At 42.5% G+C, this 20073-nt stretch carries 18 protein-coding genes and 2 pseudogenes; 8 read left to right on the top strand and 12 right to left on the bottom strand.

What is annotated here, in order from left to right; genetic code table 11:
* Positions 1-128: 128 nt before the first annotated feature.
* The 8 genes from eno to rpoN all read right to left on the bottom strand — a co-directional run bounded on the left by eno (position 129) and on the right by rpoN (position 8838).
* A complete protein-coding gene (gene eno, locus AB1L08_RS06225) occupies positions 129-1418 on the bottom strand; it encodes a phosphopyruvate hydratase (protein WP_413063799.1) in 1290 nt (429 codons plus the stop codon).
* A 27-nt stretch (positions 1419-1445) separates the two neighbouring features.
* Complete coding sequence (gpmI, locus tag AB1L08_RS06230; protein ID WP_413063800.1) at positions 1446-2978, bottom strand: 2,3-bisphosphoglycerate-independent phosphoglycerate mutase; 1533 nt, start codon at positions 2976-2978, stop codon at positions 1446-1448.
* Positions 2971-3732 (bottom strand): triose-phosphate isomerase, encoded by a 762-nt coding sequence (tpiA, locus tag AB1L08_RS06235; protein WP_413063801.1) that lies wholly within the window; start codon positions 3730-3732, stop codon positions 2971-2973. The genes gpmI and tpiA overlap by 8 nt, the downstream gene beginning before the upstream one ends.
* 18 nt (positions 3733-3750) lie before the next feature.
* Positions 3751-4941, bottom strand: coding sequence for a phosphoglycerate kinase (locus AB1L08_RS06240; RefSeq protein ID WP_413063802.1), 1191 nt, complete (start codon positions 4939-4941; stop codon positions 3751-3753).
* Between the two features lie 120 nt (positions 4942-5061).
* Positions 5062-6072 carry a type I glyceraldehyde-3-phosphate dehydrogenase gene (gene gap / locus AB1L08_RS06245; RefSeq protein WP_413063803.1) on the bottom strand — a complete coding sequence of 337 codons (1011 nt, stop codon included), beginning with the start codon at positions 6070-6072 and terminating at the stop codon, positions 5062-5064.
* Between the two features lie 16 nt (positions 6073-6088).
* Complete coding sequence (locus tag AB1L08_RS06250; protein WP_413063804.1) at positions 6089-7126, bottom strand: sugar-binding transcriptional regulator; 1038 nt, start codon at positions 7124-7126, stop codon at positions 6089-6091.
* A gap of 113 nt (positions 7127-7239) precedes the next feature.
* A complete protein-coding gene (locus AB1L08_RS06255) occupies positions 7240-7482 on the bottom strand; it encodes a glutaredoxin family protein (RefSeq protein WP_413063805.1) in 243 nt (80 codons plus the stop codon).
* A 15-nt stretch (positions 7483-7497) separates the two neighbouring features.
* Positions 7498-8838, bottom strand: coding sequence for an RNA polymerase factor sigma-54 (gene rpoN, locus AB1L08_RS06260; RefSeq protein ID WP_413063806.1), 1341 nt, complete (start codon positions 8836-8838; stop codon positions 7498-7500).
* 178 nt (positions 8839-9016) lie between these two features.
* Between rpoN and AB1L08_RS06265 the strand changes: the two genes are divergently transcribed.
* The 3 genes and pseudogenes from AB1L08_RS06265 (at position 9017) to AB1L08_RS06275 (ending at position 10827) form a co-directional block, all read left to right on the top strand.
* Entirely contained in the window at positions 9017-9334 is a 318-nt protein-coding gene (locus tag AB1L08_RS06265) for a CotD family spore coat protein (RefSeq protein ID WP_413063807.1), read from the top strand.
* A 1022-nt stretch (positions 9335-10356) separates the two neighbouring features.
* Positions 10357-10428 (top strand): annotated as a pseudogene (locus AB1L08_RS06270) (YjcZ family sporulation protein); the annotation flags it as partial.
* Positions 10429-10641: 213 nt separating this feature from the next.
* Complete coding sequence (locus tag AB1L08_RS06275) at positions 10642-10827, top strand: DUF4083 family protein (RefSeq protein WP_413063808.1); 186 nt, start codon at positions 10642-10644, stop codon at positions 10825-10827.
* Between the two features lie 636 nt (positions 10828-11463).
* On the opposite strand, the gene AB1L08_RS06280 is transcribed toward AB1L08_RS06275, so the two are convergent.
* Complete coding sequence (locus AB1L08_RS06280; RefSeq protein ID WP_413063809.1) at positions 11464-11652, bottom strand: hypothetical protein; 189 nt, start codon at positions 11650-11652, stop codon at positions 11464-11466.
* A 340-nt stretch (positions 11653-11992) separates the two neighbouring features.
* Here AB1L08_RS06280 and AB1L08_RS06285 point away from each other — a divergent pair.
* The 3 genes and pseudogenes from AB1L08_RS06285 (at position 11993) to AB1L08_RS06295 (ending at position 14001) form a co-directional block, all read left to right on the top strand.
* Positions 11993-12657, top strand: a pseudogene (locus tag AB1L08_RS06285) (cytochrome c biogenesis CcdA family protein).
* Between the two features lie 42 nt (positions 12658-12699).
* The gene (gene resA / locus AB1L08_RS06290) at positions 12700-13230 is read left to right on the top strand and encodes a thiol-disulfide oxidoreductase ResA (protein WP_413063810.1); all 531 of its coding nucleotides are present in this window, start codon (positions 12700-12702) and stop codon (positions 13228-13230) included.
* A gap of 42 nt (positions 13231-13272) precedes the next feature.
* Complete coding sequence (locus tag AB1L08_RS06295; protein WP_413063811.1) at positions 13273-14001, top strand: cytochrome c biogenesis CcdA family protein; 729 nt, start codon at positions 13273-13275, stop codon at positions 13999-14001.
* A gap of 72 nt (positions 14002-14073) precedes the next feature.
* On the opposite strand, the gene AB1L08_RS06300 is transcribed toward AB1L08_RS06295, so the two are convergent.
* The 3 genes from AB1L08_RS06300 to merR form a co-directional block, all read right to left on the bottom strand.
* Positions 14074-14403, bottom strand: a complete 330-nt coding sequence (locus tag AB1L08_RS06300; RefSeq protein WP_413063812.1) for a four-helix bundle copper-binding protein — start codon at positions 14401-14403, stop codon at positions 14074-14076.
* Between the two features lie 298 nt (positions 14404-14701).
* Positions 14702-16342 carry a mercury(II) reductase gene (gene merA, locus AB1L08_RS06305; RefSeq protein WP_413063813.1) on the bottom strand — a complete coding sequence of 547 codons (1641 nt, stop codon included), beginning with the start codon at positions 16340-16342 and terminating at the stop codon, positions 14702-14704.
* A gap of 38 nt (positions 16343-16380) precedes the next feature.
* The gene (gene merR, locus AB1L08_RS06310) at positions 16381-16779 is read right to left on the bottom strand and encodes a mercury resistance transcriptional regulator MerR (protein WP_413063814.1); all 399 of its coding nucleotides are present in this window, start codon (positions 16777-16779) and stop codon (positions 16381-16383) included.
* A 368-nt stretch (positions 16780-17147) separates the two neighbouring features.
* On the opposite strand from merR, the gene AB1L08_RS06315 reads away from it, so the two are divergent.
* Together AB1L08_RS06315 and AB1L08_RS06320 are read left to right on the top strand one after the other, a co-directional pair.
* Positions 17148-17711, top strand: a complete 564-nt coding sequence (locus AB1L08_RS06315) for a hypothetical protein (RefSeq protein WP_413063815.1) — start codon at positions 17148-17150, stop codon at positions 17709-17711.
* An 82-nt stretch (positions 17712-17793) separates the two neighbouring features.
* Entirely contained in the window at positions 17794-19905 is a 2112-nt protein-coding gene (locus AB1L08_RS06320; RefSeq protein ID WP_413063816.1) for a heavy metal translocating P-type ATPase, read from the top strand.
* The last annotated feature ends 168 nt before the right edge of the window (positions 19906-20073 follow it).

The following is a 20073-nucleotide window of genomic DNA, read 5'->3' on the forward strand; positions in this document are numbered from 1 at the left end:
AACTTACAACTATTTACGTTTAACGGAATGGCCAGGAAGGTCAAAAAGAAGTATTCTTTCAGAGGGAAAGCTTGGGGAAAATGAATGAGCCAATCAGGCCCGACTGCCGTCAGGCCTGCTGATTGGATTCACTTTATGTTGTAAAACGCCTTGGCGCCGGCATAAATGGCCGTATCGCCCAAGCTGTCTTCAATCCGAAGCAGTTGATTATACTTGGCAACCCGATCCGTACGGGACGGGGCGCCTGTTTTAATTTGGCCTGCATTTGCGGCAACTGCAATATCGGCAATGGTGCTGTCCTCCGTTTCACCGGAACGATGGGAAATGACTGCCGTATAGCCGGCACGCTTCGCCATTTCGATTGCATCAAACGTTTCGGTCAATGTACCGATTTGGTTTACTTTGATTAAAATGGAATTGCCCGCCCCTTCTTTAATGCCGCGCGCAAGTTTATTCGTATTGGTCACAAACAAGTCGTCCCCGACAAGCTGCACTTTTGAACCGATCCGCTCGGTCAGGAGCTTATGGCCTTCCCAGTCATTTTCATCCAAACCGTCTTCAATCGAAATGATCGGATATTTGTTGACGAGGGTTTCATACCAATTGACCATTTCCTCGGATGTTCTGACAATACCCTCGCCTTTTAAATGGTATTTGCCGTCTTCTTGATTGAACAGCTCGGAAGAAGCCACATCCATTGCGAGTTTGATCTCTTCGCCCGGTTTATAGCCGGCTTTTTCAATGGCCGTCATGAGTGTTTCAAGCGCTTCTTCATTGGAATTCAAATTCGGCGCAAAGCCTCCCTCGTCACCGACGCTTGTACTGAGTCCCTTTTCCTTTAATACGGCCTTTAAGCTGTGAAAAATTTCTGCACCGATGCGGAGCGCTTCTTTGAAGCTGGGAGCCCCGACAGGCATAACCATAAATTCCTGGATATCCACGTTATTATCCGCATGCTCGCCGCCGTTTAAAATGTTCATCATGGGAACAGGGAGCTGTTTCGCGTTGAATCCGCCCAAGTATTGGTATAACTCCAAATCCAGGAAATCCGCCGCGGCATGGGCAACGGCCATCGATACGCCCAAAATGGCATTGGCCCCCAATTTTCCTTTATTGTCCGTTCCGTCCAGCTCAATCAACGCATTGTCAATCCCAACCTGATCCGTTACGTCATACCCGATGATTTCCTCCGCAATGATATCATTGACATTGCTGACGGCTTTTTCAACGCCTTTGCCGAAATAGCGTTCTTTGTCACCGTCACGGAGTTCAACCGCTTCATATTCGCCGGTGGATGCACCACTCGGAACGAGCGCCCTTCCGAAAGCACCGGATTCTGTATCAACCTCGACTTCCACTGTTGGATTACCGCGGGAATCCAATACTTCTCTGGCATAAACATTTGTTATAAATGGCATCCATATCTCTCCTTAAAAAAATGATCATCATTTAATTAAACTGCTGCCGGTCATTTCCGGCGGCTTTTCCAAGCTTAGCAATTCGAGCATCGTCGGCGCCAGGTCAGCGAGAATACCCCCGTCGCGAAGCTGTATCCCGCGCTTTGTCACGATGACAGGTACCGGATTGGTCGTATGGGCTGTCATCGGGGCGCCTTCGGGTGTCACAACTTCATCCGCATTGCCGTGATCCGCTGTAATGATGGCCGTTCCGCCTTTTTCCAAAACTAAATCCACTACTTTTCCGAGGCATTCATCGACCGCTTCCACCGCTTGAATCGTCGGCTGAAGCATGCCGGAATGGCCGACCATATCCGGATTGGCAAAGTTCAAAATAATGGCATCAAATTTGTCTTTTTGAATTTCTCTGCATAAGGCTTCTGTCACTTCATAGGCGCTCATTTCCGGTTTCAAATCATACGTGGCCACTTTGGGCGAATCAATTAATATCCGTTCTTCGCCCGGAAATGTCGCCTCCCTTCCGCCGCTCATGAAAAAAGTGACATGCGGATATTTTTCCGTTTCTGCGATGCGCAGTTGCCGAAGACCGTTTTGCGAGATCACTTCTCCCAGCGTCTGATCAAGATTCATTGTTTTAAAAGCCACATAACCGTTGACTGTTTCGGAGTAGTGGGTCATGCAGACAAAATACAAATCTTTCGGACTGTTTTCACCCCTGTCGAACCCATGAAATTCCTTGTTTGTAAATGCATTGGAAATTTGGATCGCCCGGTCGGGGCGGAAATTGAAAAAGATGACCGAATCTCCGCTCTCTATCTGCGCATTTGGTTTTCCATTTTCATCCGTAATGATGGATGGAACGATAAATTCATCAAAAATGCCGTGGTTGTAAGAGTCCTCAACCATTTTCAAAGGATCCGAATAGAGCGGCCCTTCGCCAAAGGCCATCGCCCGGTAGGCTTTTTCCACTCTGTCCCACCGTTTGTCGCGGTCCATTGAATAAAACCGTCCGGAAACCGTGGCGAATTTGCCCACGCCATATTCCTTCATTTTACCTTGCGTTTCTTTAATATACCGCGCCGCTGTTTGCGGACCGACGTCCCGGCCATCCAAAATGGCGTGAACGTAAACTTCCTTGAGCCCTTCGTCGGCGGCCAGTTTTAACAAAGCATGCAGATGGTCGATATGGCTATGGACACCCCCATCGGACAATAACCCGAACAAGTGCAGCTTTTTGCCGTTTTCTTTCGCATGCGAAAGAGCAGCTTGGAATGTTTCGTTTTTTGCAAATTCGCCATTGCGAATGGCAATATTCACTCGCGTTAAACTTTGGTAAACGATTCGGCCTGCCCCGATATTTAAATGCCCCACTTCAGAGTTCCCCATTTGTCCTTCCGGGAGCCCTACTGCTTCACCGCAGGCTGTGAGGGTATTACGGGGGTACGTATCCCAATAGCGGTCAAAATTCGGCTTATTGGCTTGGGTAACGGCGTTTCCCTGCTCCTCCTTCCTTAAAGCGAAGCCATCCAGGATAATTAGAGCGACCGGTGCTTTACCCATTGGCAGCTGCCTCCAATAAACGGAGGAATGAGCGCGAATCAAGACTGGCCCCGCCGACCAACGCCCCGTCAACATCTGGCTGCTTCAGAAAATCATCGATATTTTCCGGTTTGACGCTTCCCCCGTAAAGAATTTTCACGGATTGTGCCGCGTTTCCGGAAAAACTGCTTTCGATAACTTGGCGGATGTGGCCGCATACTTCATTGGCATCTTCCGCTGTCGATGATTTGCCGGTACCGATCGCCCAAATCGGTTCATAGGCAATGATCAGTTCTTTTGCCTGTTCTTCGGTCAACCCTTGAAGGGCTTTGGACACTTGGCTGCCGACATGGCCTTTTGTTTCATTGCGTTCCCTTTGTTCAAGCGTTTCACCGACACAGACGATTGGCTTGATATGATGGCGAAATGCTGCCAATACCTTTTTATGGACGGATTCATCGGTTTCGTTAAACATTTCTCTGCGCTCCGAATGGCCAATGATACAATAAGACACGCCCAAATCTTTCAAAGCTGCCGGGCTGATTTCACCTGTAAAGGCGCCGCTGTCTTCAAAATGCATCGTTTGTGCCCCAATGCTCACATCATAGCCAGCAACCGCTGCAAGCAGCCTGTCCAAAAACAGAGCCGGTGCGCAAATAACCGTATCCACTTTGGACCGGCCGGGAACAAGCCCTTTTACTTCATTTGCGAAAACGATCGCTTCATTCATCGTTTTGTTCATTTTCCAGTTGCCTGCTATTATCGGTTTTCGCATGCCATACATCCTTTCTTTTTAAAAATCGCGGTCATCCAGCGCAGCGATGCCCGGTAAATTTTTTCCTTCCATAAATTCGAGCGATGCCCCTCCGCCTGTAGAGATATGGTCCATCTTTTCCGAGAGGCCAAAATGTTCCACCGCTCTCGCAGAATCGCCGCCGCCGATGATGGAGTATGTATTGTCCGCTTCTGCCAGTGCCTTTGCGACTTCCTTTGTCCCTTGGGCAAAAGGCTCCATTTCAAACACCCCCATCGGGCCGTTCCAAATGACAAGCTTCGATTTTTTGATGACATCGCTGTACAGTTTGGCCGTTTTCGGGCCAATATCAAGAGCTTGCCACCCTGCAGGAATGTGTTCAATATCGACAATCTGTATATGGGCATTTTCGGAAAAAGAATCCGCCACAACCGCATCGATCGGAAGAAGAAATTGTACGCCTTTTTCCTTCGCTTTCTCCATAAAGCTTTGGGCAAGCTCTATTTTGTCTTCTTCAAGCAGAGAATCGCCGATTTCATGGCCCTGCGCCTTGACAAATGTAAAAGCGAGCCCGCCTCCGATGACTAAATGATCGACTTTTTCAAGCAGGTTATCAATAACGCCAATTTTGTCTTTCACCTTCGCGCCGCCAATTATCGCCGTAAAAGGCCTTTGGGGATTGGATAAAGCGTTCCCCAGCACTTCCAGTTCTTTTTCCATTAAAAATCCGGCAGCCGATGGCAGGAATTTTGCCACCCCTTCTGTGGAAACGTGCGCACGGTGTGCGGTTCCAAAAGCGTCATTGACATAAAGATCAGCCAGATTGGCAAACGACCTGGCGAGCTCCGGATCATTTTTTTCCTCGCCGGGATGGAACCTTACATTTTCCAGCAATAAAATATCGCCTTCTCGAAGTTTGGAAATTTGCTTTTCGACATCTTCCCCAATGACTTCTTTTGAATAGCTAATTGTTTTGCCCAATAATTCTTCAAGCCGTTTGGCAACCGGCTCCAACCGCAGTTCTTCGACGACCTTGCCCTTGGGCCGCCCCATATGGCTGGCCAATATGACAATCGCGCCATGGCCCGTTAAATGGCGGATTGTCGGCAGAGCCGCCCGAATGCGCGTATCATCGGCGATGGCTCCGCCATCCATCGGGACATTAAAATCCACACGGCAAAATATGCGTTTCCCTTTTACATGCAAATCGTTGATTGTTTTCTTCCTCACTTGGACTGCCTCCTATTACCACGCAGAAAATAAGAGAGTGGGTGTTTCCCGCTCCCTTTTTTATTCTCCTCTATATTATAGATGCCAAGCCATGATTTATCCAATACTATTCTCCATTTTTCATGCCGATCCGCGATTGGCGATGTATTCCGCCAAATCAACCAAACGGTTGGAGTAGCCCGTTTCGTTGTCGTACCACGAAACGATTTTTACCATATTTCCATCCAAGACCATCGTGGAGAGGGCATCGATGATCGATGAATGAGTGTTTCCGTTGAAATCACGGGAAACGAGCGGATCTTCGCAATAAGCGAGGATTCCTTTTAAATCTGCTTCCGCCGCCGCTCGAAGGGCTGCATTTACCTCTTCCGCCGTGACCGTTCTCTCCAGTTCAGCCACCAAATCGACTACCGAAACGTTCGGAGTCGGAACCCGCATCGCCATCCCGTTCAGCTTGCCTTTTAACTCCGGAAGTACGAGGGAGACTGCTTTTGCCGCACCGGTTGTAGTCGGGATGATCGATTCGGCGGCAGCACGCGCCCTGCGGTAATCCTTGTGGGGAAGGTCCAGGATTTGCTGGTCATTCGTGTAAGAATGGACCGTCGTCATCATGCCCCGGCGAATCCCAAATTCATTATGAATCACTTTTGCCAATGGAGCGAGACAGTTTGTCGTACAAGATGCATTTGAGATAATATGGTCATTCGCCGGATTGTAATTCTCCTCGTTGACTCCCATGACAATCGTGATATCTTCATCGGAGGCAGGTGCAGAGATAATAACTTTTTTCGCCCCGGCTTCCAAGTGCTTGGCGGCATCATTACGCTTTGTAAACCGTCCTGTCGACTCGATGACAATATCAACGCCGAGGTCTCCCCAATTAAGCAGTGACGGGTCCCTTTCCGCCATCACTTTCAATCGTCGGCCCGCTACCAAAATATCATTTTCGTCCACAGTGACTTCTTCCCGAAGCGTACCGTGTATCGAGTCATACTTTAACAAATGGGCCAGCATGTTTGCATCAGTTAAATCATTTACTGCCACAATGTCCACATTTGGATTGTCCAATGCCGCCCGATATACATTCCTCCCGATTCTTCCAAATCCGTTGATCCCGATTTTCACTGTCATTTTTAAATTCCTCCTGTTATACGTTTGTTAAGTTTTTCAACAAATCCTTTGCCGCACCCTCATCTGTAATTAATACAGTAGTGGACGGAGCACTTTTCATGTAGGATTGGATCGCTTTTGCTTTTGACTTTCCTCCGGCAACCGCAATGGCATGTTGAATATGGTGCAGGTCCCCCAGTTGCAAGCCGACAGTGGATACCTTGTGAACAACTTCTCCATGAATATTAAAGTAATAGCCAAATGCCTCCCCGACAGCCTGACCATTTAACAGTTTGTTCATGTCTGCTTCGTTCGTATTTCGCCGCTTCGCCATTTTGATGGCATCTCCAATTCCATGCAATACAATTTTGGCCGATCGGATCAAGTTCAATACTTCCGATATATTGGGTTCTTGCAGAAGTGAATCCCGGACTTCTTCGCTGACTTGGTCCGGGACATATAACACCCGGTGGCTCCCGCCTGTCTTTTCGGCCATTCTCGCGCAAATGGAGTTGGCTTGATTTTTTACATCATCCCCGACGCCGCCCCGGGCAGGAACAAACAGCATCTGCCTTCCTTCACCGATTTCCCGCGTCATCATTTCGGCTGCGCAGGCCATTGTCGTTCCACCGGTCACCGCAATAATATTGTTGGCTTTCAAAACTTTTTTTAAATGCTCGGCACAGGCCTGCCCGAGCTCCTCCTTGACAACAGGAATGTCGTCAGAATCTCCGGGAATGATTTTCACTTCTGCGATTCCGAGCAATCGGCCAAGCTGCTGTTCCAATTCACGAATCCCTGCTGCCTCACGCACCAGGCCAGCAAGTTCCGCCAGCAACATCCTGCCGTTATCTGTAATTTCCATGCCTGCCGGCCGGGCCGATATAAGCTGCTGCTCTTTTAAAAACTCAATCTCGTTTCTGAGTACCCGTTCCGTCATATCGAGCATTTGTGCGAGCGGCCTTCTTCCAATAGGCCCAGTCAATTGGATCGATTTCAGAATCTGGTACCGTTTTTGCATCACTTCAAGGAGATCCGGAACCAATTTTTGTTGGACTTTTAACAGTTTTTTCAATAATAAAGTCACCCTTGATCAGTTATTGTCCCACTTGGACATTTTTTGTCCCGGTTAATCAAAAAAAAGAACCTGTTATTCAATATATATTTTAGCAGGTTCGGATAACCGTTTCAACTCCCATATTCACGGAGCCTCTTGTCTATTGTAACGGGATCGATTATTCCGTATTGGATAATCTCTCCCTGTATTTCGACGACCGGGATCATCAAGCCGAATTTTTCCGTTAACTCATCGCTTTTTTCAATGTCTTTTTCAATCAGTTTAAATGGATATTCCCGTTGCAGCTTTTGCAAAATAAGCAGCCCATCCTCGCAAAGGGGACATTTTTTTCTTGTATAATAGTAAACTTCCATGATGTGTTCCATTCCTTATTCATACCGTTTTCTTTTTGTGGATGAAGGGATGCGGAGCTGTTCCCGGTATTTGGCAACTGTTCTCCTGGAAAGTTGCAACCCTTTTTCCTTCAGCCTGTCCGCGATCAGTTGATCGGATAGAGGCTTCTTTTTATCTTCTTGTGCAATCATTGCTTCGATCAGCGCTTTCGCCTGGGCAGCGGAGGCCTGCTCGGTATCCGAATTGGCTCCCGTTTGGAGGGCTTGCGAGAAGAATTTTTTCAGTTCATGCATGCCATTTGGTGTCTGGATGTATTTGCCTCTAATGGCACGGCTCACAGTCGATTCATGCACATCAATTTTTTCGGCAACATCCTTTAACGTGAGCGGCTTGAGATAATGCGGGCCTTTCAGGAAGAAGTCCTGCTGTTCTTCCAAAATCGCCATGCCCACCTTCATCAAGGTCTGCTTCCGCTGTTCGATACTGCGCACAATCCAGCGGTAATCCTGGCGTTTATCGTTTAAAAATTGCTTGACCTTTTCATCCGCAACTTGCGACATCGTATTATAATAGTCTGATTGGTAGCGAATGTCGGGAAGATGTTTTTCAAAAAGCTGCAATTCGAGTTTTCCGTCTCTGATTTCAAGGATGAGGTCCGGTATGACATATTGCGGGCGCTCATGATCAAACTGGGTGCCCGGGCGCGGGTCAAGTGTTGTAATAAAATCAGCTGCTCTTTGAATGTCTTGCAGGCTGACGGACAATTGCTCGGAAAGGAACTTCCATTTTTTCTCCGCAAATTCATTGAAAAAGCCTGATAGCAGGTCGACAACAAGTGCCGGCGTATTTTTTTTCCTTTTTGACTGGATCAGCAAGCATTCCTGCAATGAACGTGCGGCGATGCCGGCCGGTTCAAGGCTTTGGATAATCCCCAACACTTCTTCGGCTTCATCAATGCCTGTTTGAACAGCGGCGGCCGCTTCTTCCAGGCTGATGGTCAAATACCCGTTTGGATCCAGATTATATATTAATTGTTCGGCTAATTTGCGTTGTTTGGCGGACAGCGCTTTCATTACGAGTTGAGATAACAAGTGATCGGCCAAGTTTTCGGTGGGCTCTGCCATTTGCTCGAGCCACTTTTTCTGATCGTGTTCCTGGTTCGTTATTTTCCGCTTCCTCACCATATCGTAGCGGGGATCTACGGACTGGACGATCGGTGATTCAAGCTGGATGAGCGGATTTTCCATTTCCTTCATCTCAAGAAACGCCGTTAACTCAGGGACAGTATATTGTAAAATGGTAATTGCCTGCTGCAATTCCTGGGTCATCGTCAAATTAAGCGTCTGTTTCTGTAGTAAAGCCGGTTCCATTTTCATTTGCCCTTCCTCCCCCCCATAGCTATTTTACTATATTTTGATTTGCGAGTATATAGAATATTTCTTCCTTCCGCAGAACACGCCAGCCTATTTTTCACTTAATTAGGCAGTTGTACAACCGTTGGACGGTTGTCCCTCATAAGTATGAATATGACCAATTAAAAAGGAGGCTTTTTTCATGAGAATGCACCATAAGCTTTGCGGCTGCAAAAAACCGTGCCAATGCGGCTATCCGCCGGTAAAACCGGCTATGCAATTGCCCGCTAAAACGGCGCCTGCCCAGGTCAGCCCCACTAAACAAAACACCGAATATGTCGGCCAGGATGTCTACATCCCGGTTATGCATCCAAGTCATACAACCCAAATAAACCATACAACCTATAAATATATGCACTCCTATCCGCACACAAAATCCGTCGTAAACTCCGTTTCAGAAGAACATTATTGCGTCTGCCCTCCAAAACACCCTTGCAGCTGGTATAGAAAATATCGGTAAACATGCAAAATAAGTCCTAACACGGGCTTTTTTCTCATAAAATGTCGAGTCTATTGGCACATGTAATGGCTAAAAACTTGTTGTACAATATGGTTAAGGCCAACATAAATGGCTTTGTTTAACCCCCTTTTAGTATAGTTGGAGACTTCGCCTCCACGGCAGGTTTCCTCATTTTTTTAGGCCCGGAAAGTTACGGGCTTTTTTTCTTTTTTTGAGAATGAACAATAACTATAACGTATTTTAGTAAAAATTAAACTTAGAAAAGAAGTGAAAAGCGTTTCCTCCCGTGATTGAAGTCACGTGTATCCACGCTAAAATCTTATGAATAATATATTTTAAATTCCTTGGTTCAATAACCATTTTTATCTAATTTATGTCCTCGATAATATATTTGTCCGTTTCCATATTCGAAAGATTTAATACTAATAAATATTAGGAGGTGAATGTAATTGTTTGCTTGTAATAAACCTATCGTTGCTAGCCCCATATACAAGGTTCACAATCATTATATCCGTCGGCCAAAACCAATTATCCATCCCGTTGTTCATGTAAATCGTGTAAACTTTGTAGATGTTCCAAAACATATTTATCGACCTGTTACAAGAAATGAATTTGTTGGAAGTACTCATTGTCGGCCACATCACTGCAAGTGTTTTTAAAACCCACAAAAATAGAGGTCCTTCATTATGAATGATAATGGATACGGAGCAGGATATCTGCTTTAATCGTTGTACTGTTTCATGGGAGTTTCCTCCGTTGGCAGCCTATATTAGTCATTTAAAGTTCTCTACTTCTCATGATCGGTCAATTTTTTACGACCGATCTTTTCCTAGTTGTTATTAAATTTTTCTTGGAACTGCGCAATAAAACGATCTAATAAATGCAACCATTTTGCGCCTTGTCCGCTTATTGCTAGCTCTTTTTATAGAAACTTGCATAAACTGAATTAACCTTTCGAAAGGAGATGACATGAAATGGGGTTTTACGGCGGCTATGGCTATAACGGCTACGGATGCGGTTATGGCAACTCCTTTGTTTTAATTGTTGTCCTTTTCATACTACTGATTATTGTAGGCACATCATTTTTCTATTAATAGCCTCCCTCCACATCTATAGACCGTAAACACATTTAATCTCTTTAAATCACCTTACAGCCTGAAGAGCGCTACCACCCGGCGCTCTTTCATATCGCTCCTGCCGCTTATTCAAAAGTTTTGGAAGATCTATAAGTTTTCTCCGTTTTTCTTCGAAATATGCAGTAAACTTTTGATATAATATCCCAAAACCATGTAAAGGCTGGGATTACATTGCATGTAGTAAATTTTGGTGATATTATATTTCAGCTGGCAATCCTTCTTTTTTTGCTCGGAATATTTGCAGCTTTGTTTTTTCTTTTTCGTTTACTCATAACTAAACAAAAGGGCAAGCAAAATAATATCGAACAAAAGCTTGATAGAATCATTGATTTACTTGAAAAGGATAAGAAAGAATAACTTTTTTATCCTTTTTTATTTGAATACCCACTGTACACGTATGCTGACTAGATTTGCGCCTTACGGCTTTTCGGACTTTAATGAGATAATTGCACTCTGAACTTAGATAAAACGCTTTCCAAAGGAACATGGGCAGTTAAAAATCATTTGGGAAGCCGGCATTTCCGATTTGAACTACGTTGGCGGAAGAGTGGGAGATGCGGACAAAACTATTTTACTGGAAACATATGGTTACATGTCCAACAGATCGGCCCAATTAAACAATGAAAAAATTAATGAATTTATGAAGAAGTGGTCCAAGAAATTGGAGGGTATAATTTGATGTTTTTTCGAGGAACTAGGACAAAACTAGGACAAAAAGAAAATGAAGCACCAACAAACGTTGATGCTTCAGGGTTTTAGCGCCCAGGAGGACGTATGTATTCGGATTAAAACATTGGTATATCCATGTTCTTCATGCCCAATGTGTAAAATATGTGTAAAAAATTTACCGTTATATAACGGCTGATTTTGTCTATGGTGTAAATAATAATAATTTGAAACCACTTAAACAACTAACCCCGTTCTGGTTACAGGACGGGGATCATAACCTGGTCTTCACCTACTTTTAATTTTCAATAAAACATTAATAACTACTTAATTTTTCATCTCTTTCTTTATAAAAGTTCGATCGGCATCAGTTGCGACTATACCAAACTTGTCACTAGCTAATCTTGCAATTTCTGGATCATGGATTACCGGTATATAATTTGTTCCATAGTTAGTAAGCCCATTGTATTTATTAACCATAAAAGTAAAAATATCAACTTTTGATGGATGGCCCATGTAACTACTGCCTGTCATTGACCCTATCGAATCACCAATAGTAAATTCCTCATTTGACTACGTCCTTTATCATTTCTTTCAACTTTATAATCAGTCATAGAAATTTACTCAGGGACATTCCTGCCTTTAAGTCTGAATATCCGAAACATCTTCATTTATTAGCAACACATTATCCAATCCTAGTTCACCAGGTCGAAATCGTAACTTTTCTTAAACCCTAATAACTTTCCAACTAATTTATGTCATTTATAAGTTTTCAAGATAACTGCATAGTTTCTTCACATTCATGTCTTATCTTTAGGGGGCGTATGTATGTTCATCAACCTAGGAAGGAGCATGAGTGAATAGTTTATCACCTTGTGCGCTTCCTTTATATCCTGCTTTCCTTTCTTATATAACGGGCATGACTATTAGCGAATTAAAGGACAGACAAGGGATATTAAGAAAAAAAGCGTTTATTCATACAATCCTTTTTTTATTGGGGTTTTCAATTTTTTTTTTAGCCCTCGGGCTATCCACCTCTTTCATAGGATCTTTTTTTGCCGAATATCAAGAACTTCTAAGGCAGTTGGGCGCTGTATTAATGGTATTTTTCGGGCTGGTCCTTACTGGTGTGCTCCGAGTTAATTTTTTGCTTTCTGATAAAAAAATTCAGTTTCGAAACCGGCCATCCGGTTATTTGGGGTCTGTTTTGATAGGCATCGGGTTTGCTGCAGGCTGGCCCCCCTGTACAGGACCAATTTTGGCAGGAGTGATTGCTCTTGGCATTGCTAATCCAAGCATGGGGTTAATCTATATGATGTTTTATTACTGGGTTTTTCCATTCCTTTTTTGATCATGACCTTTTTCCTCGACAAGATGACCTTCTTAAAAAAACACGGAAACCGTTTTATGGTATTTGGAGGAATTTTAATGATTTTGATGGGAATCCTCTTATATTTTGATTGGATGACGGTCATTATTTCATTATTAATTCCCTTATTTGGCGGCTTTACTGGATTTTAGTATTTAAGGACAACTGGCTTTACATAAATTGGAGGAAAAAAGATGAAGAAAAAGAAACGACTTATGATGCGCAGTGTGATACTAGCCATTATGGTAGCTGCTATCGTCTACACACTGTATGCCAACTTCACCAAGGAAACAAGAGGGCAACTGGCTATCGGAGACATAGCACCGGATTTTATCCTTTCTGATATGAAAGGTGCCGAACATAAATTGTCTGATTATAGAGGACAGGGCGTGTTTTTGAACTTTTGGGGAACGTGGTGTAAACCGTGTGAAAGGGAAATGCCTTATATGAAAAATCAATATCAAGTATACAAAGATCAAGGGGTAGAAATATTAGCCGTTAACGTCGGAGAACCGGAATTTGCCATAAATAGATTTGTTCAAAAACACGGTTTGGATTTTCCTATTTTGAAAGACGCCAATAAAGATGTGCTCAATCTATACAAAATTAAACCTCTGCCCACTACAGTGTTGATTGATTCTGAAGGTAAGATCACCGCAATAGAATCCGGGGAACTTTCAGAAGCAAAAATTAAAGGTATGATGGAGAGCATCAAGCCTCGTTAAGAGAATACAGAACGGTAAGATTAAAAATATGAGGTTGATGATATGTATCAAGAGATAAGCAAAATAAGTCAATTTTTAAGTGACCCATTTATGTCACTGTATTATGGGACAGAAGCACCTATAGTTGTTGCCTTTTTACTTGGATTAATAGGAGCGTTGGCACCTTGCCAGTTAACAGGAAATATAAGTGCTATTACACTTTATGGGAATAGACGTTTGCAAACATCCGGTTATTGGGGCGATGTGATCTTTTTTGTGCTAGGGAAAATCGCGGTATTCAGTGCTTTGGGCTTCCTGGTCTGGATAGTGGGCCAAAGCTTTGAAGAGAATATTATTCTTCTATTTCCTATTTTCCGTAAAGCGATGGGCCCCTTTCTGATGCTAGTGGGATTCTTTTTACTTGGATGGATCAAACTAAACGTAATCAATAAAATTACTAATAAAATACCGGTAAGATTACGCAGTGGCAAAACGGGATCCTTTTTAATGGGCGCAAGTTTCTCTATTGCTTTTTGCCCAACCATGTTTGTTATATTTTTCGTCACGCTTATGCCGGTTGTTTTGACCTCTTCACACGGTATGATTCTTCCTACCATATTTGGCATCGGGACCTCAATCCCAGTGCTGATTGTTATCGGTATGATTTCCTTTTTAGGATTAAGTGGCTCTTTACTAAAAAGGAGTAGAAAAGTAGGGATTGTCGTTCAACGAATTGCTGGTGCAACTCTTATTTTGATGGGGATATTGGATACCATTACTTATTGGGCTTAGAAACCCAGCATCAATATATAACTAAATAAAAATTCCCTTTGCCGGTAAACTGAACGGGCAAAGGGAACTTTTTTACGCTGCCATTTTCCTGCATTCCTCCGCACACTTAAAACAAGCCTCTGCACATTTTTGACAGTGATCATGTTCATGTTTCTTACATTCGTTACCACAAGCCTCACAGATATCAGCACATAATTGGCAAATTTGTTTTGCAAAAGGGCTGCCCGACTGCATAGACCTGGCGGCAAATGCACATATATCTGCACATTCTCGATCCATGCGGATACAGTCCGCCATCATGGCTAAGTCTTCTTCTTTCAAGCAGGCATCATAACAAGTGTTGCAGGCTTCCATACATTCCAGACAAGCTTTAATACATTCTTCATACATCTGGGCAATCATCCAATCATCCTTTCTTTTGAAACTTATACAATTTTACTTTTCCCAAGCATGATTTGAATAAACTACACAAAAATTGCATACTTCCCGATAATCAATAAAATAAAGTTATTTAATTTTAAAACCTCAAACACGTATAACCCCGTTCTGCCTTTAGGACGGGGTTATAATTAGTTGATTAATTTTTGAAGTGAGAAGTTTGTTCCAACTTAAAAATATAACTAAAGTCGTTTAAATCTAAGGGTGTATTCCACAATCGCGCCCGAAAGTTTAAGTGTACTTGTTCACATGGTAAAGAGCTTTACCCTGCACAGCAAGATAATTTCGATACATCTTTATCAAAGGTAAGAGACGCTAATTTTAATCCTTCTGCCATTGTTAAATATGGCGCAAAGCTATCTTTTAAATCCTCCACGGTTAAACCAAACTTAACCGCCAATGTCGCTGCATATATCACATCTCCTGCATTTTCAGATACGATATGAACCCCTAGAACTTTTAATGTTTTCATATCGGCAACAAGCTTGAAAACACCTGTTGTCTCACGATTTACTATCGCTCTTGGAACTGCATTTAAAGGCAATACTGATGTTTTAACTTTATAACCTTTTTCTTTTGCTTGCTTTTCTGTTAAACCAACCGTTGCAATCGATGGATTTGTAAATGTCACGGCAGGAACAACGGATAAATCTAATTTTTTATTTAACCCACCAATCGCATTATCAACAACAATTCCACCTTGATAGGCTGCCACATAGACAAATTGAGGTCCTAATGTTACATCTCCTGCTGCATAAACCTTTTCATTACTTGTTCTAGCATAATCATTTATCAATATTTCTTTTCGTGTTCCGACTTCTACCCCCGCTGCACTTAAATTTAAAGAATCAGTATTTGGTTTTCTTCCTGTTGCAACAAGTAACTGCTCTGATTCCACAACTTTTTTCTTGCCATCTACCGTTACATAAACCTTTTTTAGGTCTCCATCTTGTTCTGCACGCTCAAAAGTCGCCCCTTTTACAAGATTTATACCTTGTTCTATTAATGCTTTTTCTACGGCTTCTGAAATTTCGGGGTCATATTCTTTTAAAAGTGTCTCACTTCTTTGCATAAGTGTGACTTCTGAACCTAAATTATGAAACAGTTGCCCAAGCTCCAATCCGATATATCCTGAACCAATAACCGTTAATCGCTTAGGAACCTTTTTTAATTCAAGTAGTGTTGTACTTGTAAAATAATCTACTTCATTAAGTCCTGAAATGGGGGGGAGAGACGGAGAAGCCCCCGTTGCAATTAAAAAACGTTTTGCAGAAAGTTTCTCTCCGTTGACTTCAACTGTATTTTCATTAACAAATTTTGCTTCGCCTTCAATTAAATCAAATCCATATTCATCAATTAAATTGACATATTTTTGATTCCGAAGCTCACTCACCAATTCATTTTTTTGCTTGATTAAAGGAGCTAATTCCACCTCTCCAGCAGATGTTTGTAAACCCGTAAAAGAATTAACTTTTGCAAAATGATTGATTTCCCCAGCACGAAGAAGTGTTTTTGATGGAACACAACCAATATTTACACATGTTCCACCAACTGTTCCACACTCAATCATAGCTACTTTTGCCCCGTATTCAATCGCTTTAATCGCAGCCGAAAAAGCTGCCCCACCTGAACCAATGATAAGTAAGTCGTAATCCCCTTTGTCTCCTAACACCATATTTTCTTGTGTTGGAATTTCTTCTATTTCTCCCGGTAGATATTTTGCTTCATCGATTGCTTTTTTTACACGTTCAACCCCAACATCATTGGGTAATTCAAATACTACTTCACCCTGATGAAAACTAGCTTCAATGTTTTTGGCGCCTATGCTGGTTAATGCTAGATCAATATGTTGTTCACATCCTGTACAGGTCATTCCATTAATTTTAACCTGATACTTTTTCACAATTTATTCCTCCTCTATGTATAAAATCAACGGTATCTTCAATCAAAAATTAACGATTCAATAATAGGACATTGTTGTATTGCTTTTTGATCTGGACATCGACTTTTTAAGTCCTTTAACATTGAATCAATACGTTTTAAATCTGCAATTTGATCTTGAATTTCACTTTCCTTTTGGGATACAAATTCAAATATATTTTTGCAACGAACTTCATCATTATCAACAACTCCAAGTAACTTATGGATTTCACTCAATGAAAAGCCAAGGTCTTGAAGTCTTTTGATAAATTTTACACGCTTAACATCGGCATCTGAATATATCCTATAACCCACATTCGTTCGGTAAGGTTCTTTTAATAATGCTTTTTGTTCGTAATATCTAATCGTCTCTTTATTTACACCACATTTTTCTGCAAATACACTAATTCGGTACCTCACATTATTCGCTCCTATAAACATAATAAACCGTGTACCTTAGTACGCAGTCAATTATAATACTAAATTTCTCTTCTTCAAGTATTCTAACCCGTTACTTTAAGTGCGTAATTTCAATTTTGAACTATAAAGCCATTTTACCTTAAAGGTATTACTCCATACTCTGTCCTTTTAATGAAGTAACATGATTTGCGTTTTTAAACACCTTTATGTCAATATAACGATTTTATTTGTAATGAAACGACTTTATTGTTACTTAACATTGTTTGCAGAATCTCTGCATTTTTTATGACAATTTATCAGTAAGTGGATGTACTGTAATAAAATCTATTTTTTAGCCCATATACTTGTAGAAAAATATGGAGCTGATCATGATGACCATAGGCCTAGCCTTTTTAGTTTCGGTATTATTGATATATTTTACTAGTGTTTTAGTATCCTCATTTTTAGTTAGAAAACAGGTAACGATGATGCATGGGATGTTGTTTGCTATGTCATCGGCCATGGGAATCGGTTTATTTGCTGGAACGCTGTTCGGGATCTTATTTCAAGGACAATTACTGGTGTCCACTGTTATCGGGATATCTATAGGTTTAGTAACGGGAGCCTCCATCGGTTTTTATTACTCCTTTCTTGCTCTGTTAGAGGGGGTGTTATCTGGAGTGATGGCTGGTATGATGGGGGCTATGCTCGGGGAGATGGTAAAGCCGGCAGACTGGGACAAAGCCATTATGACAATGTTTACGATTGCCCTGTCGATCTCCTTTTTAATTATTTATGAAACATCTATTTATAGGAAAAGCCAGCCTAAATGGATTCGTTTTTATCAACACCCTTTTATTTCTTCTTTGATGTTTATCCTGATTTGTTTATTCCTCTATTCTCAAAAGCCATTTATATTAAAATCAATACCATTCCTTCCTCCCCATCATTAACTGAAACTTGTTTACCCTGCACACTTTCTGGACAAATTACATGTAAAATATGGTAAACAATAAAGAAAGGAGAGGAAACAGTATGGATAAGCATAACCACGAACATTCTCACCATCATAAAACATCTCCCACTCATTCGGATGACCACCATCAACACGGTGAGCACTCAGGGTATCATCAGCAGCATAATGTGAATGAAGAAGGACACAATCATCATTCACACGGGGGACATATGGGGCATCATGATCATCATGCCCACATGGTAGAAGACTTTAAAAAGCGTTTTTATATTTCCTTGATCATTACCATTCCTATTTTGATTTTTTCCCCCATGATTCAGATGTTTTTAGGGGTAAACTGGCGATTTGCTGGTGATATGTACATATTGTTTGCCTTGTCTTCCATCGTCTTCTTTTATGGAGGCTGGCCGTTTCTGACAGGGGCAAAAGATGAGCTAAAGGATAAAAACCCGGGGATGATGACGCTCATTTCCTTGGCCATTATTGTTGCTTATGTTTACAGTTCAGCGGCTGCATTCGGTCTTGCGAAAGAGGATTTCTTTTGGGAACTGGCAACCTTAATCGACATTATGCTTCTTGGCCATTGGATTGAAATGCGCTCAGTTATGGGAGCCTCTAAAGCATTAGAGGAACTGGCAAAGTTAATGCCTTCAGAGGCAAGTGTCATTGATGAAGACGGTAATGTAAAAGTTGTAGATATTGCCGAACTTAAACACGGGGATCATGTCTTGGTAAGGCCTGGTGAAAAGGTCCCGGTGGATGGTGAAATTATCGAAGGTAAATCTACGGTCGATGAGTCGATGTTGACAGGAGAATCCGTGCCAGTCGAAAAGGAAACAGGTGAGGAAGCCATTGGAGGCTCCGTGAACGGTGAAGGCTCGTTGATCATATCAATCAAGAAGACAGGTGAGGAAACATACCTTTCTCAGGTGATAAAGCTCGTCAGGGAAGCGCAGGAATCTAAATCAAAGGCTCAGGATCTTGCCAACCGTGCTGCGAAGTGGCTGTTTTATGGGGCGCTTGTCGCGGGATTGCTTACCTTTGTTATTTGGTTAGCCCTCGGTTATTCTGTTTCTTTTGCCATGACAAGGATGGTCACTGTCCTGATCATTGCCTGTCCGCACGCTCTGGGTCTGGCAGCACCCTTGGTTGTGGCTGTCTCTACATCCATTGCAGCTAAAAACGGGCTGTTGATCAGAAACCGTGCTTCGTTTGAAAATGCCCGCTTTATCGAGGCAATTGTTTTTGATAAGACCGGAACGTTGACCAAGGGAGAGTTTGGGGTAACGAATATCGCAGCATCCAGCTCATATACAGAAGAGGAAATACTATCACTCGCAGCAGCAGTTGAGGCGCATTCGGAACACCCGATTGCCCGCGGAATCCTAAAATCAGCAAAAGAAAAGCAACTTTCAATTCCACCTGTAAGCAATTTTCAGTCCCTTACAGGTAAGGGGCTGCAGGGAGTGGTGGATGGAAAAGAAGTCATGGTGGTTAGCCCAGGTTATGTACGGTCCGAAAATCTTTCTTTTGATGAGGGGCCGTTTAATGAATGGTCGGCTGAAGGAAAGACGGTTGTTTTTACTTTGGTCAACGGTAAGATTGCCGGCATGATTGCACTGGCGGATATTATTCGAGAGACGGCTCAAGAGGCGATTAATAAGTTAAAAGAATTGAATATCAAATCCATCATGCTGACAGGGGACAATGCCAAGGTAGCCCAGTACGTCGGGGACAAGCTTGGCATATACGAAATCTTTGCCGAAGTGCTTCCTCATGAGAAGTCAGATAAAATCGTTCATATCCAAACAAAAGAGGGGCTTAGAACCGCTATGACGGGAGATGGAGTAAATGATGCTCCTGCACTTGCAAAGGCGGATTTGGGCATTGCAATCGGTACCGGAACAGATGTGGCGATTGAAACAGCAGATGTTATCTTGGTAAAAAGCAATCCCATGGATGTTTTAAATATCATCAAACTCTCAAAAGCAACTTACAACAAGATGCTCCAAAACCTTTGGTGGGCTGCAGGATATAATATCGCAGCGATTCCCCTCGCGGCCGGCATCCTGTATCCAATGGGCATTGTATTGAGTCCTGCTGTAGGGGCGATACTCATGTCACTCAGTACAGTGATTGTAGCTATAAACGCAAAATTATTGAAAATAGACTAGAAAAATCCGGTGTCCTCTATCAAGACTTTCATCATCATGCCTGCACGTTAATTTGGACATTTGAAGGGTATACTCCTTTGGGGAGGATTAAATATACTCTCGGTATTCCAAACGAGTAAATTCCTGAATTCCCAAAAATTTACTGGAAATGGAGTGTAATCTGATGAG

It is taken from the genome of Siminovitchia jepli (genome assembly GCF_047228825.1).
In the GTDB taxonomy this organism is placed as follows: Bacteria; Bacillota; Bacilli; order Bacillales; family Bacillaceae_C; genus Siminovitchia.